Genomic DNA, 21,616 nt, shown 5'->3' with positions numbered 1-21,616 from the left:
GGATTTGTATGACAGGTCAGTCGAGAGTGATGAACAGCGACTTACGTGGTTGCCCGTTGACGGCAAAGCTGCGATGGCCGCGGCCGGTGGTATCTTCGGCCAACAGTATGTCGCCGCTGCTGAAGCGTCGTACGGTGCCGTCACCGATTTCGATGTCGACTTCGCCTTCGAGCATCACAACATATTGCCGTTGCGGGGCATTGTGGAAGTTGTAGTCGTAGGTTCCGGCTGTTTCGCGGAAGATGATGCCGGTCGCCGCAACGGTTTCCGACAGGGCGCCGATGTCACCGGCATCCTGCAAGGGAACCTCGATCTCTTCAAAATGCGATTCGCCATCGGTGCCGGTATAGATGCGGGTGACTTTCACTGCTCAGGCCTCATCCGGTTCCGGGGCCTCCGGTGCTTCCGGGTTGCCGAGCAGGATGCCGAGCCAGCGGGTATCGTCGCGGCTTTCGAGAGCGATCTTGACGATCATCGTCAAAACGACCGAAAGCAGCATGCCGATCGGGCCGAGTACCCAGCCCCAGAAAACGAGGGACATGAAGACGACCAGGGTCGAAAGTCCGAGTCCGCGGCCCATGATGCGGGGTTCGATGACCGGGCCGAAGGTGATGTTGACCACCAGGTAGCCGATGGCGACGATGGTTGCGCTGCCGATTCCGTACTGCACGAATGCCATCAGCAAGGCCGGAACCGAAGCGATAATCGAGCCGATATTCGGAATGTAATTGAACAGGAAAGCGATAATCCCCCAGAGGATCGCGTAGTCGATGTCCAGGAAGAGCAGCAGCATGGTGACACAGAATCCGGTACCGAGGCTGAGCAGTGTCTTCAGGGCGAGGTAGCGCTTGACGTTGAATGTAATCTTCTTGAAATGCTCCATCGACTCGTCCGGGTTGTCGAGTGCCTGACGCAGCTTGGCCGGGAACCCGGAGGCTTCGAGCAGGATGAAGACGACGGTCAGCAGAATCAAAAAAGCATTGGTCAGCACGCCGCCGACCTGCTTGAGGCTGGCCGCGATCATCTGCATTGCCTTGGAGGGATCAAAATAGTCAGAGAAGACGTCCCTTGAAATATCGACACCGTGCTCCTGCAGCCAGTTGAACAGACCGACCGTCTCTGCCCTGAGCCTTTCCTGGTAAGACGGTGCTGCCGCTGCGAAGTTGTTCAGAGAGGTGCCGATAATGGTCCCGAAAATGAGACCGAGAATCATGATCCCAGAAACGATTACGAAAACAGAAATGGCGGTTGAAACCCCGCGGCGCTGCATCCAGAAGAGAAGGGGAGTGCAGATCATGGCGACCAGGGCCGACAACAGAAACGGGACGATGATTGCCTCGGCGGCGCGGAGTCCGGCGACAACGATAACGAAAGAAGCCAGGGTCAACAGGACACGGGTGCCTGTCGCATGGCGGAGATTGTTCATGGTTCCTCCAGGTTAATGCAAATCATTTCAGATGCACATTTTTACCATGCGGTCCTGATGAGTGCAATATCGACGCGATTTGAGTTGACATTTAATTCAAACGTTTGTTTAAATCACTTGTACGATCAAATCGCTAGAGAGGGTAGTATGAGTCAACCAACGACCAAGGATCGAATTCTCGATGCCGCCGAATTTCTGTTTGCTCGCGATGGCTATCATTTCGAGTCGATGCGGGCAATTACCAGTAAGGCCGATGCGAATCTGGCTGCGGTAAATTACCATTTTGGTTCGAAGGATATTTTACTTGAGGAGGTGTTGAAGCGGCATCTGTTGCCGCTCAATGCCATCCGCCAGGCGAAGCTTGAGGCGGTCCGGGATGAAGCTGAGCGCCGGGGCCGTACTCCGGATCCCGAAGATGTGCTCCGGGCTTTTATTGTGCCAACCGTCACCTATTGCTGTGTCGATCCCGGAGCCGAACATTTCAGTACCCTGATCGGCCGGGCCATTACCGAACCCGACAACACGGTCCGGAATGTTTTTATTCATCACATCATGCCGCTGTTTCAGTTGCTGTTCGGGCTTCTGTGCAAATCGCTTCCGGATCTCGATGCCGATACCGTTTTCTGGCGACTCCATTTTTCGGTCGGCAGTACCACCCATACCATGCGCATGCTTGGCAGCCTCGATTTGATGCCGGAGGGAATGAACCGGGATGTCGATATCGAAAAGCTTATTGACGACCTGATGCTTTTTGTTTCGGCAGGAGTGAAGCGATGAACAAGATGATCCGTAGCGGTGCGGTTCTGCTGATAGCTGTTGCATTGTCGGCCTGCTCTTTTTATCCGAAAAGTCAGGTTCGCCTGCCGGAGGACCTTCCCGAGAGCTATCTGCAGCAGACTGAAGAAACAATCCTAGCCAACCGGGTTGAGCGCTGGTGGGAGAGTTTCGACGACGTGCAACTGAATGAAATGATGACGGTGTTATTCCGGCAAAACCTCCAGATCGAGCAGTCGTATGCCAGGCTTCAGCAGGTCCGGTCACTTCTCAGCTCGGCGCGAAGCGGCTTTTTCCCTGTGGTTAATGCCGAAGGGCAGGCCGGAGAGTCGATGCAGCCAACAGCGTTGGGCGAATTCACCGGCGAGAACTACCAGTTTTCCGGAGCCGCAGCCTACGAGCTTGACCTCTGGGGCAAGATTGCTTCGCGGGCCCGGTCGGCCGGCAAGGGGTACGAAGCCTCTCTGGAAGATCTGAAAACACTCTACCTCGGTTTGTCGGCGCAGTTGGCCGAACTCTACTATCTGGCCGTTGAGCAGCGTGCCCAGGTTGCCTTGGCTGACGAAACCATCCACTCTTTCACCTCGACCCTGGAGAGCGTCGAAGCCCGCTACCGGCTCGGGATTGTGCCGGCTGTTGATATTTATCAGGCTCGACAAAGCCTGACCGCAGCCCGATCAAGTCGGCATCGTTTTGCGGCCGCGCTGGCAACGACCGAGCACGCGCTCTCGGTTCTGATCGGAAAATATCCGAAACAGGGTATGGCCGGGAGGCTCGCCGAATTGCCAACAGTACAGGAATCGTTTCCGGCCGGACTCCCTTCCGGGTTGATCAGCTGCCGACCCGATCTGCAGGCGGCCCTGCGCATGATTGAAGCCGCTGATGCCGATGTCGCTGCGGCGATCGCCGATCGCTTCCCCTCAATCAACCTGATCGGTCGTTACGGCTACACCAGCCAGGAGTTTTCGAGTGGTCTGATCGAGGGCGACTTCTGGAATTTTCTCGGAAATATCACCCTGCCGTTGTTTGATGCCGGCCGGCGGCGCGCCGAGGTTGAGAGAAACAGGGCGGTGGCAAGGGAGCGGGTCGCTGCTTACCAGCAGGCGGTCCTCAACGCTTTCCGCGAGGTCGAAGATGCGCTGGCGGAAAACCGTGAGACCGAATTGCGTCTTGCCAGCCTTATCGAGACCGAGGATGCGACGGCGTCAACCTTACGCCTTTCACTCGATCGATACAATTTCGGGATCACAGATTATCTGCCGGTTCTGAGCGCCCAGCGCGCTCATTTTGAAGCCCAGAGCCGGCTTCTGTCGGTGCGCCGGGAGCTGGTCAGCGCCCGCATCAGTCTTGCCCGCTCTCTCGGCGGCGAATGGATGGCCACCGAGATTGATAAACGAACAGCAGAAAAACAGGAAGACAAGTCATGAGCAGAAAAGAAATTATGCTGAAAATTATCCTGCCGATTCTCATTTTTCTCGGAGGAATCGCCATTACCTTTGTTCTGATCGTTTCTCGCAAGGCGCCGGAACGGTCAGAGCGTTCCTACAGCGGGCCGTTGGTTGAAGTGGTGACGGTAGAAGCGAGCGACCGCCGGGTCGATGTTTTGGGAACCGGTACGGCAAAGCCGACCCAGGAGACTGAAATTACTCCGCAAGTCAGCGGCCGGGTCGTCTATATTTCGAGTCGAATGGCTGACGGCGGATTTTTCAAGAAAGGCGATCTGCTCTTTTCTATTGAAAAAATCGACTACGAACTGGCTTTGGAAAGGGCACGCTCAGGTCTTGTTCAGGCCGAACTTGAGCTGATGCGGAACAAGAGTCTGGCGGAAATAGCCCAGCTTGAATGGCAACGGGTCAAGCGGGACAAAGAGGAAACAGCCAATCCGTTGACACTCTATGAGCCACAGCTGAAGGCAGCCGAAGCCCAGGTCGCCTCGGCCCGATCAGCGGTTCGGCAGGCCGAGATCGAGCTTTCGCGCACGCAGGTTCGAGCACCATTCAACTGCTTTGTGCGCAATGAAAAGGTTGATCTCGGGCAGTATGTGCGGGCCGGTACGCCGGTGGCAACTGTCGCCGGCACCGATGAAGTCGAGATCGTGGTGCCGCTGCAACTTGAGGAACTGAAGTGGCTCAGCATCCCCCGCTTGGGACAATCTGGTGAACAGGAGGGCTCAGTTGCGACGGTTCGGATTCAGGTCGGTGCCGAAAGTCATGAGTGGCAGGGCAGGATTGTCCGGTCTTATGGTGAAATCGATCCACTGACCCGCATGACCAAGGTCGTTGTTTCAGTCAGTGATCCGTTTGGCAAGAGTGCCAGAGATGATCAATCAAAGGAGCTTGCACCCGGAATGTTTGTCGAGGTGTTGCTGCATGGCCGGCAAATCGAAGACATCGTCGCGATTCCGCGCAGTGCCGTCAGGGACAATGATACCGTGTGGGTTGTTGACGAGAATAATAAATTGAAGGTCTTGCCGGTGACTATTGTCCGCAGGGAGCGAACGGAGGTTTTCGTTCAGTCCGGACTTGAGCCCGGAAGCCACCTGATCCTGACCGGGATCGCCGCCGCCGCAGACGGAATGTTGCTGCGGCCGCAGATGCGGGAGAGGGCAGAATGAATAACGCGATTCGCTGGATGGCCCAGAATCATGTTGCTGCCAACCTGCTGATGATGGTTTTCATTTTTGGCGGTCTGATTCTCGGTTTCAATATCAAGCAGGAGGTCTTTCCCGAGGTCGCTCTCGACAGGGTGCTGGTCAGGGTTGCATATCCGGGTGCCGGACCGGCGGAAGTCGAGGAAGGGGTGATCCTCAAAATCGAGGAAAACCTGACCGGCGTTGATGGAATCAAGCAGATCAAGTCGGTTGCCGGTGAAGGCTTCGCCAGCGTTGTCGCCGAAGTGACGACCGAGGCCGATATCGATCTTGTTCTGGCCGATATCAAGAGTGAAGTTGATCGCATCACCACCTTCCCCCGCGATGCTGAAAAACCGGTTATCAGCAAACTGCTGAACAGGCGTGAGGTGATTACGGTTGTCGTTTCCGGAGAAATTCCGCAAAGGAGCCTTCGTGAACTCGCTGAACAGGTTCGGGATGAATTGCTTCTTGACGATAATATCACCCAGGTTGATTTGAGCGGGATCCGGCCCTACGAAATTTCCGTCGAGGTCGATGAAGAGAATCTCAGACGTTATAACCTGACCTTCGACCGGATCGCGCAACGAATTCGTGAGGCCTCTGTCGATCTGCCGGGCGGAACGATCAAGACCGACAAAGGGGAGATCCTGGTCCGGACCAAGGAGCGTCGTTACATTGGCGAGGAATACGAAAACATAGCCATTCTCACCGCTGTTGACGGCACCGAAGTCAAGCTGCGCGATATTGCATCGGTCCGCGACGGTTTCGAGGATACCGACGAGCTCGGCCTGGCCAATGGGAAACCGGCGGCAATGATCAGGGTTTACCGCGTCGGTGATCAGAAACCGACCGATATCTCTTCCAGGGTCAAGGCGTATGTTGCTCAAAAAAAGACAGAGCTCCCCGATACGATCAATATTGCAACGCTCTATGATGCCTCGGAACTTTTTAAAAGCCGCAAAGATCTGCTGATCAAAAATGCATGCATCGGACTGGTTCTGGTTTTTATTACCCTCGGTCTTTTCCTGGAAATTCGTCTTGCCTTGTGGGTGATGCTCGGAATTCCGATCTCTTTCTTTGGGGCTTTGCTGTTTATGCCGGCTATCGATGTATCGATCAACATGATATCGCTCTTTGCATTTATCATGGCTCTCGGCATCGTTGTTGATGATGCGATTGTTGTTGGCGAAAATGTTTACGAGCACCGGCAGATGGGAAAACCCTATCTGCAGGCGGCGATGGATGGTGCCATAGAGGTCTCTCAGCCGGTTATCTTTGCCATCCTGACATCGGTCACAGCCTTTATGCCCTTGCTTTTTACCAGCGGGATCATGGGGAAGTTCATCATGGTTATCCCGGCTATCGTCATAACCATTCTGCTGGTGTCTCTGGTCGAGTGTCTTTTCGTTTTGCCGGCCCACCTGTCGCTTGGTCAACCCCGGGAAATGAATAGTGGTCTGATCGGCAAGGTCGATCGCATTCGCCGCAAATTCGGCACGGCTGTCGAGAAGTTTATTCGCGGCCCCTATCGAAATATTCTCGAACTCTGTCTGCGCTATCGTTATGCTACCTTCGCGGCCGCGGTCACGCTGTTATTGATTGCCGGAGTCGGCCTGGTCGGCGGTGGAATCGTCAAGTTCCGTTTTATGCCGCTGGTCGATGGTGACGCCATTACCGTTGCTCTTGAAATGGCTCCCGGAACACCGGTCTCACGAACCGAAGAGGTTCAGGATAGAATTGTTGCAACCGGCCTTGAATTGGCCAAAGAGTATGATTCAGATCGCCCGCAGGGGGATTCGGTTCTGCAGCAGATCTATTCGGTTGTCGGTGCCTCAACCACCGACCGTGGACCGGGCGGCACTTCATCGACGACCGGTGGAAATCTCGCCAATATCTACATGTTCCTGACGCCGAGTGAAAAAAGGAATATTCCGGCATCTGACATTTCGAATCAATGGCGGGAGCGGATCGGCGAGATCGCCGGGGTCGAATCCCTGACCTTTACCTCCAACCTGATCAATCTCGGCGCGAATATCGATTTTCAACTGGCGCATGAGGATTTTCAGGTCCTTGATGATGCCGCCGAACGGCTCAAGACAGCGATCGCAACCTATCCCGGGACCGGAGATATAACCGATAACTACACGCTCGGGAAGGAGGAGGTCAAGCTGCAGCTGAAGCCGGAAGCGAGGACTCTCGGTCTCACCGAGCAGGATCTTGGCCGACAGCTGCGTGGCGCCTTTTACGGTTCCGAAGCGCTGCGCCTGCAGCGCGGACGCAACGAGGTGAAGGTGGTCGTTCGTTATCCCGAGGCGAGTCGAAAACATCTCTGGGACCTTGAGTCGATGCGCATCCGGACACCATCCGGTGGGGAAGTCCCGTTAAACCGGGCCGCTACCATTGAACCGGATCGCGGATTCAGTAAAATCAACCGGACCGACCGCAAGCGGGTGATCAACGTAACGGCGACGGTTGACAGCAATGTTGCCAACGCCGAAGAGATCCTCGCCGAAATGCGCCGGACAACCCTGCCGGAACTGATGGCCGATTATCCCGGCCTTAGTTACGATCTCGAAGGTGAAGATAAAAACCGGCGTGAGTCGATGGCGAGCATGATGACCGGTTTCAAGCTGGTTCTGTTAGCGATTTTTGCCCTGCTCGCCGTCTCCTTTCGCAGTTACTCACAGCCGTTGCTGATCATGGTCGCTATTCCATTCGGTATCGTCGGCGCCATTCTCGGTCACCTGCTTATGGGATTTGATCTGAGTATTCTGAGTATGTTCGGGATCGTCGCCCTGACCGGGGTTGTGATTAACGATTCACTGTTGTTGATCGACTATGTCAACCGCTGCCGCAAGAAGGGAACAGATTTGCATGACGCCGTCATGGAGGCGGGCCAGCGCCGCTTCCGGCCAATCCTCCTGACCTCTCTGACCACCTTTTTCGGCCTGATGCCGATGATTCTCGAAACCAGCGTGCAGGCCCAGTTCCTGATTCCGATGGCGATCAGCCTTGCCTTCGGAATTCTCTTCGCGACCGGCATCACTCTGCTGCTCATCCCTTCGCTCTACCTGGTCCTTGAAGATCTGCGTCGCCGCATCGGGCTGCGTGAACATCATGCCGACCGCCTTCCGGAAACGGGAAACGCCGGTCAGTAAACCTCTTGATTTGAACGGACAAAGCTAAAACGTTTAAGGATTCAGAAGCGGGACGGCCCGGTGGCCGTCCCGTCTGTTCTTCTTGCATTTTTATTCGAGATCGATTAAAACTGCCGAACCTGTTGAAACACAAAGGAATTGTTTTGGAAGGCCCCCTGTTCCGCAAAATCAAAAAGCTGACCGGTAAGGCGATTGGTGATTACAATCTTATCGAGGATGGTGACCGGATTGCTGTCGGTGTTTCCGGCGGCAAGGATTCATACACCCTGTTACATATCCTTGATCAGCTGCGGCGCCGGGCGCCGATCGATTATGAACTGGTTGCAGTCAATGTCGATGCCGGCTTCCCGGGTTACCGCAAGGAAAAAATAAAAGATCATCTCGATTCTGCCGGGTTCGAGTACCGGATGGAACCGACCAATTGTTATGAAATTATCGAAGAGAAGCGGCGGCCCGGAACATCGTATTGTTCTTTTTGTGCCCGGTTGCGGCGCGGTGTCCTTTACACCCTGGCCGACCAGTTGAAGTGCAACAAGATTGCGCTTGGCCATCACCTCGATGATTTCATCGAAACCCTTCTACTGAATCAGTTCTATGTCGGTTCACTCAAGGCGATGAGCCCGAAATTGCTTGCCGACAATGGCCGTCATACCGTTATCCGTCCACTGCTTTATGTTGAAGAAGCCGATATCATCCGGTTTGCCGGTGAGCAGGAATTCCCGATCATCTGCTGTGCCTGTCCGGTTTGTGGAGAAGTCGATCAGAAACGGCAGCGGATGAAGAAGCTCATAAGTGAGCTTTCGAAAGAGAATAAACACCTGAAGAAAAGCATGATCGGGGCACTTGCCAATGTGCACCCGCGTCATCTGCTTGATAAAAGACTGCAAAACTTCTCAAGTTCGGCGGCAGATAGCCTGACTTGAACGATGCCTTTTTTTATACGTTTTGATTGAGGAAATATGCTCAAGGACATTACCACCCGTTCGCTCAACAAAAAAAAGATTGCCGTCACAACCTGTGAACCCAGCCTGGACGAGCTGTTAAAGGCCCTGTTGCAATTGTGGCAATTCGAAGTGCATGATCCGGCTGAGGCCTCGGCGTTGTTGCTGGCTGAAAGTGGCTGTGCCGAGCCGGTTGCCGGCCAGGATGTGATCTGGTTGAATACCGATTCCGGTGGAGCTGAGCTCGGATTTTCCCTGCCGCTCGAGCCGGAGGCATTCTGGCAGGCGCTCGAGCAGCGATTTCATCGGCCACCACGCAAGCATATCCGGCTGGATGTCGACCTCCCGGCGCTGATATCAGCCCGTGATGAAAAAAAAGAGGCGGTGCTGACCAGCCTTTCCGACATGGGGTGCCGTTTTTCCTATCACCGGGAGCTGGCTCCAAATGAATCGGTATCCTTTGAATTCAGCCTTGAAGGAGAACTCCTGACTTTTGATTCCAGGATTATTTACGCCATGGCTTATTCGGATACCTCGGATAGTCCGTTCAGGGCCGGTGCCCTGTTCTCCGGGATCAATGCCGAGCAACGCGCGCGGATCAGTGATTACCTGATCGGATGCTATCTGGAATTAGTTCGTGGGGAAATGCCAGCGGAGATCTTTAATGAGGGGCTACGGTTCCTCGAGCTGTCGGAAAAAGTCAGGGTGAAACTTTCCGCCTGACCAGGTTATTTTTTGAACATTTTACCGAGGAGCGCGGCCGCTTTGCCGTTTCTCGGCTTGCGCATCTGGAAGAGACGGAGTTCGCGCAACGCTTCGGTATTGTCGGGATTACACTGAATTGCCCGTTCAAAACGCTTTTCTGCTTCCCGCTCTTTTCCCTCCTCTTTGAGCATGTGGCCGAGATAAAAATGCCCCTTGTCCATGTCCGGATTCATCTGTATTGCCTTGAGAAGCATTTTTTTGGCCTGATCTTTTTCAACATCGCTGTCTGAGTCCTTGAATCGGGCCCAGGCAAGATGACAGAGGTATTCCGGTTCCTTGGCGTAGAGTTTGACCGCTTTCTCCAGTTCGATCTTTGCCTTGGCAAAATCGTTTACCTTGAGCAAAACGAGCCCTTTCTGAAAAGCGGTTTCGGCATGCAGAATGTCGGCCGCTTCGTTCTCTTTCTTTTTTCCCTTGCCGGTCAGCTCTTTCAGATACTCATTTTTCCGGGCCGGATTGGAAAGCGTTTCATAGGCTTCACCGATCCGTTGGAACAGGGAATTAATCTTCTTTTTCAGGTCGTTTGAAATATTTTCCTGAAGATAGCGGTCCGGGTGGTACTTTTTGGCCAACTGCACATAGGCCTTGCGGACATTATCTGTACTGGCCTGATGCTCGACACCGAGCAGAGCAAAGTAATCCTGCTGCATCATTCGGGCATAGTCGTTCTGGAATTTCTGGCGTTTTTCCTTTTTTTCCGGAGCCCCGGCCAGGAGGGTTGATTGTTCCTCCGGTGACAGGGGCATTTCGCGGCTCTCCAGCATCTTGACCAGCAGAAGCGTCGCCAGTAATTGTTTGTTTTCAAAACGGGAGAGCGGATACTTTTCAAGGATTTCCTCAAATGTTTTGTCGCCCCGGCACTCACTGAGCAGAGAAACATCTTTTGGCGTCAGTTCTATATCCTGGAAACGGTAATGCGGGTTGGTAGACAGTGCCGGATAATAGGAAAGATGCGGGTTGAGAAATTTGTCGAGTTTCTCCTCACTGTAGTATTTGCGCAGCCCCTGCAGAGTCAGGGTTGCCGGGGACAGATTGATCCGGGTGATGTTTTTCTTGAAGTCCTGGGCGTGGATAAACCGGTAAGTCCCTTCGTTCCAGGAGAACACTTCAAGCAGTTTTTCGGTCGCCTGCAATTTCAGGACATCGTGGAGTTGCTGCGGGGTCAGATAACCCATCTCAATCAACACGGTACCCTGCAGCCGTCCGGTCTCCTTGACCATCTTGAGCGATTCCTCACATTCGCGCTCGTCAATGATTCCCTTGTGGACCAGAAGTTTGCCAAGACATTCGCGGATCAGGTTGGAGCGGACAAAGATCGGGTATCCTTCCATGAAATAGACAACCTTTTTCCTCTCATTCATGGAAAGGTGGAGCAGCCCGGTTGCTTTAAGCGCATACAGGTCATGCAGGAGTTTGGGGAATTGGGTGTCTTTCAGCTCGCCTTCAATCGTTGCCGTCTCACGATCCTTGAGATCGGAAACCTTGTATTCTTCACCCAATAGATCCATGATTTTCTGGTAAAGCGTGTCGAGGCTGAATGGCTTGAGCAGGTATTCGGTCGCGCCAAATTCTTTCTTCGCTTTTTCAACCTCGTCTTCGCCGCGGTGGATAGCCGTCATCAGGATAACCGGTCTCGAGGCAGTTTGTTTGTTTTTGCGCAGCCTGGCGCAGGCTTCGCGACCGGAGATTCCGGGGAGAACGATATCGAAAATTGCAATTGAAAAATCGCCCTTGTCAAGTTCCTCAAAAGCCTCTTCAGCCGAAGAGAAGCTACTGACATTAAATCCCTTCAGTTTAAGGAATTCATCAAGGAAGCGACGAATATTCTGGTCGTCGTCAACGAGGATGATGTGGTGTTTAACGTTCATTGCTCTATTGCCCCTTCAGGGTCAGACTGGTCGGCATGGAGTGATTTGTTGAAAATCTTTCGGATGTTTTCCGTATGCATCCGGTAGTCATTCATGAGTTCGACGTTTGGTTCCGAACTCTCCCCCTGATAGCCGAGCCGCCTGGCGAGTTTACTCAGATACCCGGTTTCATTCGGTATTTCGCTAATCGACTGGTCATGAAGCAGACGCAACATATTCTCCAGGCGGCGCAAAAACTTGTATCCGTCTTGGAGTTTGTCGCCGTCGCTTCCATTGAGAATACCCGCCTCAACTATCTTCTGCAAGGCTTTAAGTGTGTTGGTTTCCTGCAATTCGGGATTTTTGCGACCCTTCAGAAGCTGATAGTACTGCACCAGGAATTCGACGTCGACCATGCCGCCGCGGCCGGTTTTAAGGTTGAGAGTTTCACTGCTTTCCCGGGCAATTTCTTTTTCCATTCGGTCGCGCAAGCGGATGATGTCGGTGGCAATATCCTCTTCGAGCGGTGCGTCATAGGCCAGTGACCGGATAAAAGATTGCAGCTCACAGCGCATTTTTTTCGGGCCACTGACAACCAGCGCCTTGGTCAACGCTTGTCTCTCCCAGAGTTGTGCGGTCGAGGCGTGGTACTCGGCAAAGGCCTTGCGGCTGGTAACCAGTGGCCCCTGGTTTCCCGAAGGCCGGAGCCGGGTATCAATCTGATAAACGCTTCCGTCCTGGGTGGCCAACGTCAAAACCGAGATGATCCTCTGGGCGAGCCGTGAGAAGTATTGCTGGTTACTCAGTTCCTTGAAGCGCTCCGGATCAGTGCCGTCGGTCGGGACGGTCTTCCCTTCACCCTGGTAAATGAAGATTATATCGAGATCAGAGTGGTAATTCAGTTCCATACCGCCAAGTTTGCCCATGCCGACAATACAGAAACCGGCTTTTTTACGGACACCATCCTCGTCCATGACATAAGGCAGACCGTAACGGGGAATCAGCTCATTTCTGGCGATGTTAAATGCGGCCCGCAGACAGGCAATGGCGAGGCAGGAGAGCTGGTAGGTTTTTTCGCCCTGTGGTGTGTGCCCCTCGACATCGTTGAGTGAAATACGTAAAAACTCCTCGTTGCGGTAGCGGCGCAGGGCCTCAAGTTCCCGTTCATAATCGGTCGCTTCAAAAAGCCGCGCTTCCAGCTCTTTTTCCATTTCCTCGAGATCTTTGAACGGTGTCGCGTAAGACCGGGAGACAAGGGAATCGAGAATTTCCGGATGCTGGATAAAGATCCGGGTTAAAAACTGGCTCGTCCCGAAAAGAGAGATAAGCAGTTTGATAATTCCGTGGTTTTCGGCGAGCAGGGCATAGTAGGTGCCACGTGCTCTCAGGGCTGAAAGGAAATGCTCCATGTTGAGAAGCGACTTGTCCGGTTCGGGCGAGTCAATAATTTCCTGGAGGATGTAAGGCGCAATCCGTTCCATATGGCGTCGGGCCCGTTGCGTCAGGTGCGAATACGGTTTTCCGTCGCGGAGGAAAAGCAGACTTTGGTAGGCGGTGTCGGGATTTGCAAAACCCCATTCTTCGAGAAGATCCTTGACCCGGTCAGGGTCGGCATTGACATCGAAAACCGCTTCGATTTCCGGCCTGACCTCCTCCTTGATCTCTTCGTCACTGGTGTAGAAGAGTTTATGGTAAATCCTGGAAACTCCGGTTCGATGCCGGTTCAGCTCGGCCATGAATGAGTCGGTATCGGCAAAGCCGCAGCGTCGGGCCAGGGCGAGCATTTCGTCCCGGCGGCCGGGCAGGTTGTGGGTTTGCTGCTCCTGGAATACCTGGATCCGATGCTCGGCATTGCGCAGGAACACGTAGGCCTCACGCAGCACCGGTAGCTCGTCGTTTTTGATCAGGCCTTCTTTGTTCAGGGCTGCAAGTGCCGGTAAAGAACCCTTGTGGCGGAGGGCAGCTTTCTTGCCGGCATAAATCAGCTGCAGGGCCTGGATAAAGAATTCGATTTCGCGAATGCCGCCACGGCCGAGCTTGAGATTTATTTCACTACCTTCCGCCCGTTCAAGACTGTGATCGATTTTTTGTTTCATCCGCTTGATATCTTCGACCATGGCGTAATCGAGATGGCGGCGGTAGATGAAGGGCTCGAGCTCGTTGAGGATATATTCGCCCAGTTTAATTGAACCGGCGACCGGCAGGGCCTTGATCAGGGCTGATCGCTCCCAGCTCTGGCCCCAGCTTTCATAGTAGAGGATGGCACTGTTGGCCGGTTGGGCCATTTCGCCGCTGTTCCCTTCCGGGCGCAAGCGGAGGTCGACCCGGAAGACAAAGCCGTCAGCCGTGACCTGGCCGATTGCCTTGCTGATCATGTCGGCCAGCTTGATGAAGTAGCTGTGCACCGGGATGCGACTCGACTGTTTATCAGGGATGCCGGTCGTCGTCCCTTTTTCCGATGAATAGAAATAGATCAGGTCGATATCGGACGAGAAATTGAGTTCGCGGCCACCGAACTTGCCCATACCGAAAATAGTAAAGGTCGCTTCCTCTTCTCCATCCCCGTCAGCCGACTCAACCATCGGGACGCCAAATTCTTTTTTCAGCAGGGCGTCCGAGATCTCATAGGACCGCTGCAGTGTTGCGGCGGCGAGTGAAGAGAGTTCATCGGTTACTTCGGCGAGCTCGGCCTCGTTATTGAGGTCTCGACTGCCGATGCGAAGGATCTCGCGACACTTGTATTGGCGCAGGAGCTTCTGGAGCTCGGTAAATGTGATCTCTTCCGGAATCAGTGCGCGCAACTCATCGATCATCGCGCTTTCACTCTTGTGCCGATCAATTTCCCCGTTGGTGATCAGCTCTTCGAAATTATTTTTGTCGCGGCAGAGTATTCCGGTGAGAAACTGCGAAGCCCCAAGGGTCGTCAGGAGCTGTTTGCGCCGTTTTTTGTCTTCAAGCGCCGGCCGGATGAGTTCAGGGGAGATGCTGTTGGACAGGCGTTCAAGATTATTCAGAGCCATGTCGGGATCGGCTGTCGTCAGGGCCGTTTCGGTCAGTCGGGCGAGCAGGTTTGCACTGCCGAAAGAGTCGAAAAGGATGGTGAGATTGGCCGTGGTCTTTCCCGTTTCCCGGTACCCGAGTTCGGAAGCGAAAACCCTGAGCCCCTCCTCATCTCTGTCGCGGCAGAGCTTTTCCAGGCGTACTGCCAGATCTTTCATCAACCCTCCCGATTGACCAGCGCAGCAAGTTCCTCGATGTAGTTGTCCCGGGCGATCCCGTGTTCGGTAATAATGGCTGTGACCAGACGGGCCGGGGTGACGTCAAAGGCCGGGTTGCGCACCTTGATGCCGGTCGGTGCCACGCGCTGACCATTGTGATGCGTCACCTCTTCTTCGGATCGCTCTTCAATCGGAATGCCGGAACCGTCAGCGATGCTGAGATCAATGGTTGAGGTCGGCGCGGCGACATAAAACGGAATGTTATGTTCTTGCGCCAGCACGGCGACGGTAAAGGTGCCGATCTTGTTGGCGACATCACCATTGGCGGCGATTCGATCGGCGCCGACGATGATACAATCGATCTCATCCTTGCTCATCAGGTAGCCGGCCATATTGTCACAGATCAGGGTGACATCGATGCCGTCCTGCTGCAGTTCCCAGGCGGTCAGGCGAGCGCCCTGCAGGAACGGACGGGTTTCATCGGCGAAGACGGCGATTTTTTTGCCCGATTCTGCCGCGGCGCGTACGACACCGAGGGCGGTGCCGTAACCGCCGGTCGCCAGGGCGCCGGCGTTGCAATGGGTCAGGATCCGTGCCGCATCCGGTATTAACTCGTTGCCGATCTGGCCCATGCGGCGGTTGATCTGCTCATCTTCTTCGGCAATGGTGCAGGCCTCGGCGAGCAGGTACTTTCTGAGTTGGTCCGGCTTCAGGTCCTTGCCCTTGCGGGCCGCCTGTTTCATCCGGTCGAGCGCCCAGAACAGGTTGACTGCTGTCGGCCGGGTCGCCGCCAGCAGGTCGCATTTTTCTGCAAAGCGAGGAAAAAAAGTAGCGAAACTTTCTGCGGCAATGTCGCGCGCTCCGAAAGCCGCTCCGAAGGCAGCGGCAACACCGATGGCCGGCGCACCGCGCACGACCATATCCCGGATTGCCGAGGCTATCCCTTCGCAGGTCGTGTATTCAATCCAGACCTCCTCGGTTGGCAGGAGGCGCTGGTCGAGCATCCGGCAGACACCGTTTTCATAAAGGATCGGTTTGACCGACATATTTCACTCCATGCGGCGTGCGGGGAAGGGAGCCAGGAGGCGCCCTACTCCTTCAGTTTCTTTTGCAAGAGCTGATTAACCATGCCCGGGTTTGCCTTGCCCTTGCTTTTCTGCATGACCTGGCCAACGAAGAAGCCGATGAGCTTTTCCTTGCCGGCTCTGAATTCCTCGACCTGGCCCGGATTGGCAGCGATGACTTCATCAACCAGTTGCTCGATTGCACCGGTATCGGTCACCTGTTTCAAGCCCTTTTCTTCGATGATGGTATCAGCATCCTTGTCGTTGTTCCACATCTCCTCGAACACCTGCTTGGCGATCTTGCCGGAAATGGTGTTGTCGGCGATCCGTTTGAGGATACCGGTCAGTCTTTCCGGCGTAACCGGGCAATCGCTGATTGAGATGCCTTCTTCATTCAGCTTGCGCGATACCTCGCCGGTTACCCAGTTCGCACAGGTTTTACTGTCATCGTGCAGCTCGACGCAGGAATCGAAATAATCGGCAATGGCTTTTTCCGAGACCAGAATGTCGGCATCGCGCTCCGAAAGGCCGAAGTTCGAGATAAAACGCTTCAGCTTCTCTTCGGGCAGTTCAGGCAAATCGGAGCGGCACCGGGCGATCCATTCCTCGTCAACCACCAACGGGACCAGGTCCGGATCGGGGAAGTAGCGATAGTCGTGGGCCTCTTCCTTGCCGCGCATCGAGCGGGTCAGTCCGGTCTGGCTGTCGAACAGGCGGGTCTCCTGGACAACCTTGCCGCCATCTTCGATTACTTCGGCCTGGCGTTCGACTTCGTACTCGATCGCCTGCTTGATAAAGCGGAATGAGTTGATGTTTTTCAGCTCGGCGCGGGTGCCGAATTCCTTTTGGCCCCAGGGCCGGATCGAGACGTTGGCGTCGCAGCGGAAGGACCCTTCTTCAAGGTTGCCGTCACAGACACCGAGGTAGACCACGATCTGGTGCAGCTTCTTCAGGTAGGCGATCGCTTCATCGGCCGAGCGCATGTCGGGCTCGGACACAATTTCCAGCAGCGGCGTGCAGGCCCGGTTGAGATCGGCAAAGGAGTTGCCTGCCGATTCCGGGGTCTCGCCATGCAGCAGCTTGCCGGCATCCTCTTCCATGTGGATCCGGGTGATGCCGATTCTCTTCTCTTCGCCATTGACCGAGATATCGAGATGTCCGTGTTCGCAGATCGGTAATTCAAATTGTGAAATTTGGTAGCCTTTGGGAAGGTCCGGGTAAAAATAGTTTTTACGGGCAAAAATCGAACGTGGCGCAATCTCGCAATTGGTTGCCAGACCGGTCCTGATCGCGTTTTCGACAACTTGGCGGTTGAGAACCGGCAGCGCTCCGGGCATGCCGAGACAGACCGGGCAGGTCTGGCTGTTGGGCGAATTGCCGAAAGAGGTCGAGCAGCCACAGAATATCTTGGTTTTGGTGGTCAACTGGGCGTGGACTTCCAGGCCGATAACGACTTCATACTGATCAGTCATTGTCGCCTCCCTGAATATCGGCTTTTTTGCTGTGCCAGTCGGTCGCCTGTTCAAAAGCGTAGGCGGTCCTGAGAATCTGCTCTTCGGCAAACGGTTGACCGATCAGTTGCAGACCGATCGGCAGTCCCTGCCGCGAAAAACCGCAGGGCAGGCTCATGGCGCAGGTGCCGGCGAGATTGGCCGGAATGGTAAAGATATCAGAAAGATACATCTGCAAAGGGTCGTCAACTTTTTCACCGATGCCGAAGGCCGGGGTCGGTGCGACCGGGGTCAGGATGGTGTCGACTTTCTCAAAAGCATCGAGGAAATCCTGCCGGATCAGAGTGCGGACTTTCTGTGCCTTGAGATAGTAGGCGTCGTAGTAGCCGGAGGAGAGGGCGTAAGTGCCGAGCATGATGCGGCGTTTAACCTCGTCGCCGAACCCGGCCGCCCGGGTCTGGCGGTAGAGCTCGATCAGTCCGCCTCCATTGTCGACCCGGGCACCATAACGGATGCCGTCGTAGCGGGCCAGGTTGCTCGATGCTTCGGCGGTTGCGACCAGGTAGTAGCAGGCGACGGCGTAATCGGTATGCGGCAATGAGACGTCAATAATCTCGGCACCGAGATCACGGTAAGTTTTAATCGCCGTTTCGGTCGCTGCTTTGACATCGGCGTCGAGTCCATCGATAAAGTACTCCTTCGGCAGACCGATGCGGACCCCCTTGAGGTCGCCGGAGAGTTCGGCCCGGTAATCGGGGACCGGTCGGTCGATCGATGTTGAGTCGAGCGGATCATGCCCGGCGATGGCGCCGAGCATGGTTGCGCAGTCAGTGACATTGCGGGCAAAGGCGCCGACCTGGTCGAGCGAAGAGGCGAAAGCGATGACCCCGTAGCGGGAGACCCGGCCATAAGTCGGCTTCAGGCCGACAACGCCGCAATGGGATGCCGGTTGCCGGATCGAGCCGCCGGTGTCGGTGCCGAGGGTGGCCGCCGCCTGGTGGGCTGCTACCGCTGCCGCCGAACCGCCGGACGAACCGCCGGTGACCTTGCTGGTGTCCCAGGGATTCCTGGCCGGACCGACCGCCGAGTTTTCGTTTGAACTTCCCATGGCAAACTCATCCATGTTCAGCTTGCCAAGGATCACGGCCCCATTTTTTTTGAGATTGGCGACCGCTGTCGACGTATACGGGGCAACGAAATTATCAATAATCTTCGAAGCGCAGGTCGTGCGCATTCCGTCAACCAGAAAGATGTCCTTGAGCGCCACCGGGATGCCGGTCAGCGGCTCAATTGTGCCGGCCGCGATCTGTCGGTCTGCTTCGGTCGCCGCCGTCAGGGCGTCTGCTTCGGTTACGGTAATATAGGCATTGATCTCCTTGTCGGTTACATCGATCCGTTCCAGATAGGCCCGGGTTAATTCAACCGAGGAGATCTCTTTGCTGCGCAACTTCTCCTGCAGAGCAGCGATGCCGAGTTCAGTTAATTGCATCTTCTAACCTCAATATAATTATTCAATAACTTTCGGGACACGAAAGCAGCCGTCGGCCGGATCGGGGGCATTCTGCAACGCCTTGTCAATGCCGATGGATGGTCTGACGACATCGTCACGGAAAGCATTTTCAACCGGAACGGCATGGGCCGTTGGAATGATTCCTTCCGTATCAAGTTCGTTCAGTTTTTCGACATAGCCGAGAATCTGGTCCATCTCGCCGGTAAACCGGTCGAGCTCATTATCTTTCAGGGCGAGTCGCGCCAGAACGGCAACGTGTTCAACTTCTTTGCGTGTAATTTTCATCTTTGACCTCAATCTGGGAAATCAGTCTGTCAAGCCGTGTCGGAAATTACCATGACAGGCTCATATTTTCAAGGTTTCACGGTTGCCCCGAAGCAATAAAAAAGGTTCTTCGCAGATTAGAGTGAATACAACGTTAGACTCATCCTTCAGGTGGATCAGAACAGGCAAGAAAAGTCTGGAGCCGGTCGTTTGACACCGGTGGTCTTGACTGGTCGAATGGGGACACTTCCCGAAGTTCAGGGAGGTGTCCCCAGGGTACAGCGAAGTATTCCTGAAGACAGGAGAACCGCGCGGTCGCGGCCGCGCACTCCGCCATACTCTTTTATTAAGCCATAAAAGAGTATGCAGAAAACGGCTCCCTTGCAGGGGGCTTTTTTTGTTCGGTCTGAATTGTTTCTGTAATACTGTGCTACCAGCGAGTTTGCCTTGAGGCAAACGCAGCACGTCTCCGTGGCGGTTGCGGTTGAGCTACGGTTCAGTGGTCGCGCTGGTGGGAGCGACCTCAAGAGCAACGGGGGCAAGTCAAAATCATCAATGGATTCCCCCTTCGGTTAACTCAGGACAGGCGATCGGAGTCGAAAGTTACACGGGGACACTCCCCGAAGTTCAGGGGGGTGTCCCTGAAGGAAAATTCAGATTCTTAACGCAATGAAAACCAAAACGGAGCCAGGCCTGCCAAAGGAGTAAAGCTCGTAACCGTTTAGTTTTGCCGCTGAATTCTCTGCGGCTCTGCGGACGAAGTCCTGCGTTCATAAATGCTTTTGATCCTGAAGGATTCAAATCGTTGTAGTGAGGGAACCTGATCATCAGGCGGGCTCGCTGAGCGATACCGGCGAACTGGAATTATGCTTTCATGGTGCGATTGGAAAAGTCTGGCGGTATTTGGGTGCGCACCATTTATTCCCGATAAAATGCGATGAACCATAAAAAAGGCCCGCGATGCGGGCCTTGAGAGGTTGCTTGTCAAACGGGCTTAAGCCTCGTCATCTTTTTTTTCTATCTTCTCAGGATCCGAATCGTCTTCGACGTCTTTCATGCCATCCTTGAAATTGCGCAGGCCCTTGCCGAGGGCGCCGCCGACCGAGGGGAGCTTGCCGGCTCCGAAAATAACCAGGACCAGAATGAGAATAATGATAAGTTCTGTTGTGCCGAGTCCAAACATGGAATTCTCCTAAGCGGTAGTTGAGTTGAAAAATACACAAAAAGTTTTAAAAAAGCAATAAGAACCTGCATTTACCGGAAAGTTGATGCCGGCTTTACGAGCGGAGCGGGGACTGTCCCGTTTTGGCATCAGGTGGGGTCTGTCCACGGGTGATAAAAAAAGGCCGGCCCTTTGCGGGCCGGCCATGGAGGCAGGGAATCATCCCTGAAATAAACGTTATGCTGCTTAGTGGGTACGGGCCCACTTGGCCCGGGTCATCGGATCACCCTTGTAGCCGAGCTCTTTCCAGTCCATGCGGCCGTCGTCGCCGTGGCAGTCGAGACAACTGAGGGCCTGCTCTTTCGGTGCGACCATGTGGTTGATGCGCCAGTACATGACGGTTTCGATAAAGCCGTATTCACCGCTGTAGGGAAGCCCGGAGGCCTCTGAGCCGAGACTGGCCGCTTTGTCCCAGTCGAAGTCGACCCAGTAGCCGCCTTCATTGGCAACTTTCGCGGTAATCAGGTTCTTGTACCTGGTGTCGTAGATCTGCTTGCCGCGCATTACCTTGAACGGATAAATTTTTGCGTCGTCATTCTTGCGGTCGCCGATCGGGTAGGCGATTTTAACGATTTTGTCTGGATCGACCTTCTCGCCACGTTGGTAAGCGCCGCCGGTTCCGTCGTACCACCTGTAGGTCGGGACGACGTTCATGGCATACTTCATTTCACCTTTTTTCTTCACGTAAGTGTGGTGGCCGTGCTCGTCTTTCTCGTCAAACTGGCGCTCTTCACCGGCCTTCGACCAGTCCCACCAGACCTTGGTCGCAAGGTTCTTGGCGAAGGTCGGGATATGGCAGGTCTGGCAGGCAACCGTATCAATGTGGGCGTTAAGCCGGCTCTCCTGGTGAACTTTATCTTCGTGGCACTTGGTGCACTGGATATGAACCTTGCCACCCGGTGAGACACCGAGGGAGTTTCCGGAGATCATGTGGTTTTCGGTGGTGTGACACTCGATGCACTGGAAGTCATTCCCTTCAACATCCATGTGGACATCAGTGTCGCGTTCCGGGTAGGCCATCGACGAATCGAGATCGCCGTGCTTGACCGCATCACCGCCACCGCCGTAGAAATGGCACTGGCCGCAGTTGTCACGGTTCGGGGTGCCGACGTTCTTGGCAACATACAAAAGATCGACGTTTTCGTTGGGGTATCCGGCGGCGTTGAGAGCCTTGCCGTAGGTCCCGGTTGTGTCGTGACAGACCAGGCAGTCGATGTTCTCGGCATTTTCGAAATCGTAGGATTTGAAATCGGTCATGCCATATCCGGCATGACACTTGGAACAGAACTGCTCGTTGCCTGCCACCGAAGTGCAGTAGTTGTTGAGAGCGTTGCCCTTGCCGCG

General features: G+C 54.6%; 16 protein-coding genes. 6 read left to right on the top strand and 10 right to left on the bottom strand.

From position 1 onward, the window contains the following. Positions 1–16: 16 nt before the first annotated feature. Positions 17–367 carry a hypothetical protein gene (locus C0623_04105; protein ID PLY02177.1) on the bottom strand — a complete coding sequence of 117 codons (351 nt, stop codon included), beginning with the start codon at positions 365–367 and terminating at the stop codon, positions 17–19. Positions 368–370: 3 nt separating this feature from the next. Beyond that, positions 371–1,426, bottom strand: coding sequence for a hypothetical protein (locus C0623_04100; protein PLY02176.1), 1,056 nt, complete (start codon positions 1,424–1,426; stop codon positions 371–373). A 147-nt stretch (positions 1,427–1,573) separates the two neighbouring features. Between C0623_04100 and C0623_04095 the strand changes: the two genes are divergently transcribed. The 6 genes from C0623_04095 to C0623_04070 all read left to right on the top strand — a co-directional run bounded on the left by C0623_04095 (position 1,574) and on the right by C0623_04070 (position 9,654). Beyond that, positions 1,574–2,203, top strand: coding sequence for a hypothetical protein (locus C0623_04095; protein PLY02175.1), 630 nt, complete (start codon positions 1,574–1,576; stop codon positions 2,201–2,203). After that, a complete protein-coding gene (locus C0623_04090) occupies positions 2,200–3,627 on the top strand; it encodes a hypothetical protein (GenBank protein ID PLY02174.1) in 1,428 nt (475 codons plus the stop codon). The genes C0623_04095 and C0623_04090 overlap by 4 nt, the downstream gene beginning before the upstream one ends. Next, positions 3,624–4,814: an efflux RND transporter periplasmic adaptor subunit gene (locus C0623_04085; protein PLY02173.1), complete on the top strand. Its 1,191-nt coding sequence runs from the start codon at positions 3,624–3,626 to the stop codon at positions 4,812–4,814. Before C0623_04090 ends, C0623_04085 begins: the two co-directional genes overlap by 4 nt. Beyond that, on the top strand, positions 4,811–7,990 hold the full coding sequence (locus C0623_04080) for an AcrB/AcrD/AcrF family protein (protein PLY02172.1): 3,180 nt from the start codon (positions 4,811–4,813) through the stop codon (positions 7,988–7,990). The genes C0623_04085 and C0623_04080 overlap by 4 nt, the downstream gene beginning before the upstream one ends. Before the next feature lie 137 nt (positions 7,991–8,127). After that, positions 8,128–8,913 carry a tRNA 2-thiocytidine(32) synthetase TtcA gene (locus tag C0623_04075; GenBank protein PLY02182.1) on the top strand — a complete coding sequence of 262 codons (786 nt, stop codon included), beginning with the start codon at positions 8,128–8,130 and terminating at the stop codon, positions 8,911–8,913. A gap of 36 nt (positions 8,914–8,949) precedes the next feature. Further along, positions 8,950–9,654: a hypothetical protein gene (locus C0623_04070; GenBank protein ID PLY02171.1), complete on the top strand. Its 705-nt coding sequence runs from the start codon at positions 8,950–8,952 to the stop codon at positions 9,652–9,654. A 5-nt stretch (positions 9,655–9,659) separates the two neighbouring features. Here the strand turns inward: C0623_04070 and C0623_04065 are convergent, their stop codons facing one another. From C0623_04065 to C0623_04030, 8 genes are all read right to left on the bottom strand, one after another. After that, positions 9,660–11,564, bottom strand: coding sequence for a hypothetical protein (locus tag C0623_04065; protein PLY02170.1), 1,905 nt, complete (start codon positions 11,562–11,564; stop codon positions 9,660–9,662). Beyond that, entirely contained in the window at positions 11,561–14,761 is a 3,201-nt protein-coding gene (locus tag C0623_04060; GenBank protein ID PLY02169.1) for a bifunctional [glutamate--ammonia ligase]-adenylyl-L-tyrosine phosphorylase/[glutamate--ammonia-ligase] adenylyltransferase, read from the bottom strand. Before C0623_04060 ends, C0623_04065 begins: the two co-directional genes overlap by 4 nt. Continuing rightward, positions 14,761–15,807 (bottom strand): S-methyl-5-thioribose-1-phosphate isomerase, encoded by a 1,047-nt coding sequence (mtnA, locus tag C0623_04055; GenBank protein PLY02168.1) that lies wholly within the window; start codon positions 15,805–15,807, stop codon positions 14,761–14,763. The genes C0623_04060 and mtnA overlap by 1 nt, the downstream gene beginning before the upstream one ends. A 44-nt stretch (positions 15,808–15,851) precedes the next feature. Then, positions 15,852–17,297 carry an Asp-tRNA(Asn)/Glu-tRNA(Gln) amidotransferase GatCAB subunit B gene (locus C0623_04050; GenBank protein ID PLY02167.1) on the bottom strand — a complete coding sequence of 482 codons (1,446 nt, stop codon included), beginning with the start codon at positions 17,295–17,297 and terminating at the stop codon, positions 15,852–15,854. Next, positions 17,290–18,765: an Asp-tRNA(Asn)/Glu-tRNA(Gln) amidotransferase GatCAB subunit A gene (gene gatA, locus C0623_04045; GenBank protein PLY02166.1), complete on the bottom strand. Its 1,476-nt coding sequence runs from the start codon at positions 18,763–18,765 to the stop codon at positions 17,290–17,292. Before gatA ends, C0623_04050 begins: the two co-directional genes overlap by 8 nt. Positions 18,766–18,783: 18 nt before the next feature. After that, positions 18,784–19,071: an Asp-tRNA(Asn)/Glu-tRNA(Gln) amidotransferase GatCAB subunit C gene (gene gatC, locus C0623_04040; protein ID PLY02165.1), complete on the bottom strand. Its 288-nt coding sequence runs from the start codon at positions 19,069–19,071 to the stop codon at positions 18,784–18,786. A gap of 973 nt (positions 19,072–20,044) precedes the next feature. After that, complete coding sequence (locus tag C0623_04035; protein ID PLY02164.1) at positions 20,045–20,233, bottom strand: twin-arginine translocase TatA/TatE family subunit; 189 nt, start codon at positions 20,231–20,233, stop codon at positions 20,045–20,047. A 225-nt stretch (positions 20,234–20,458) separates the two neighbouring features. Beyond that, a partial coding sequence (locus tag C0623_04030) for a cytochrome C (GenBank protein PLY02163.1) occupies positions 20,459–21,616 on the bottom strand: 1,158 nt, incomplete at its 5' end.

It is taken from the genome of Desulfuromonas sp. (assembly GCA_002869615.1).
In the GTDB taxonomy this organism is placed as follows: domain Bacteria; phylum Desulfobacterota; class Desulfuromonadia; order Desulfuromonadales; family UBA2294; genus BM707.
Note: the sequence above shows the minus strand (reverse complement) of the source record. Positions and strands in the feature narration are given on the sequence as shown.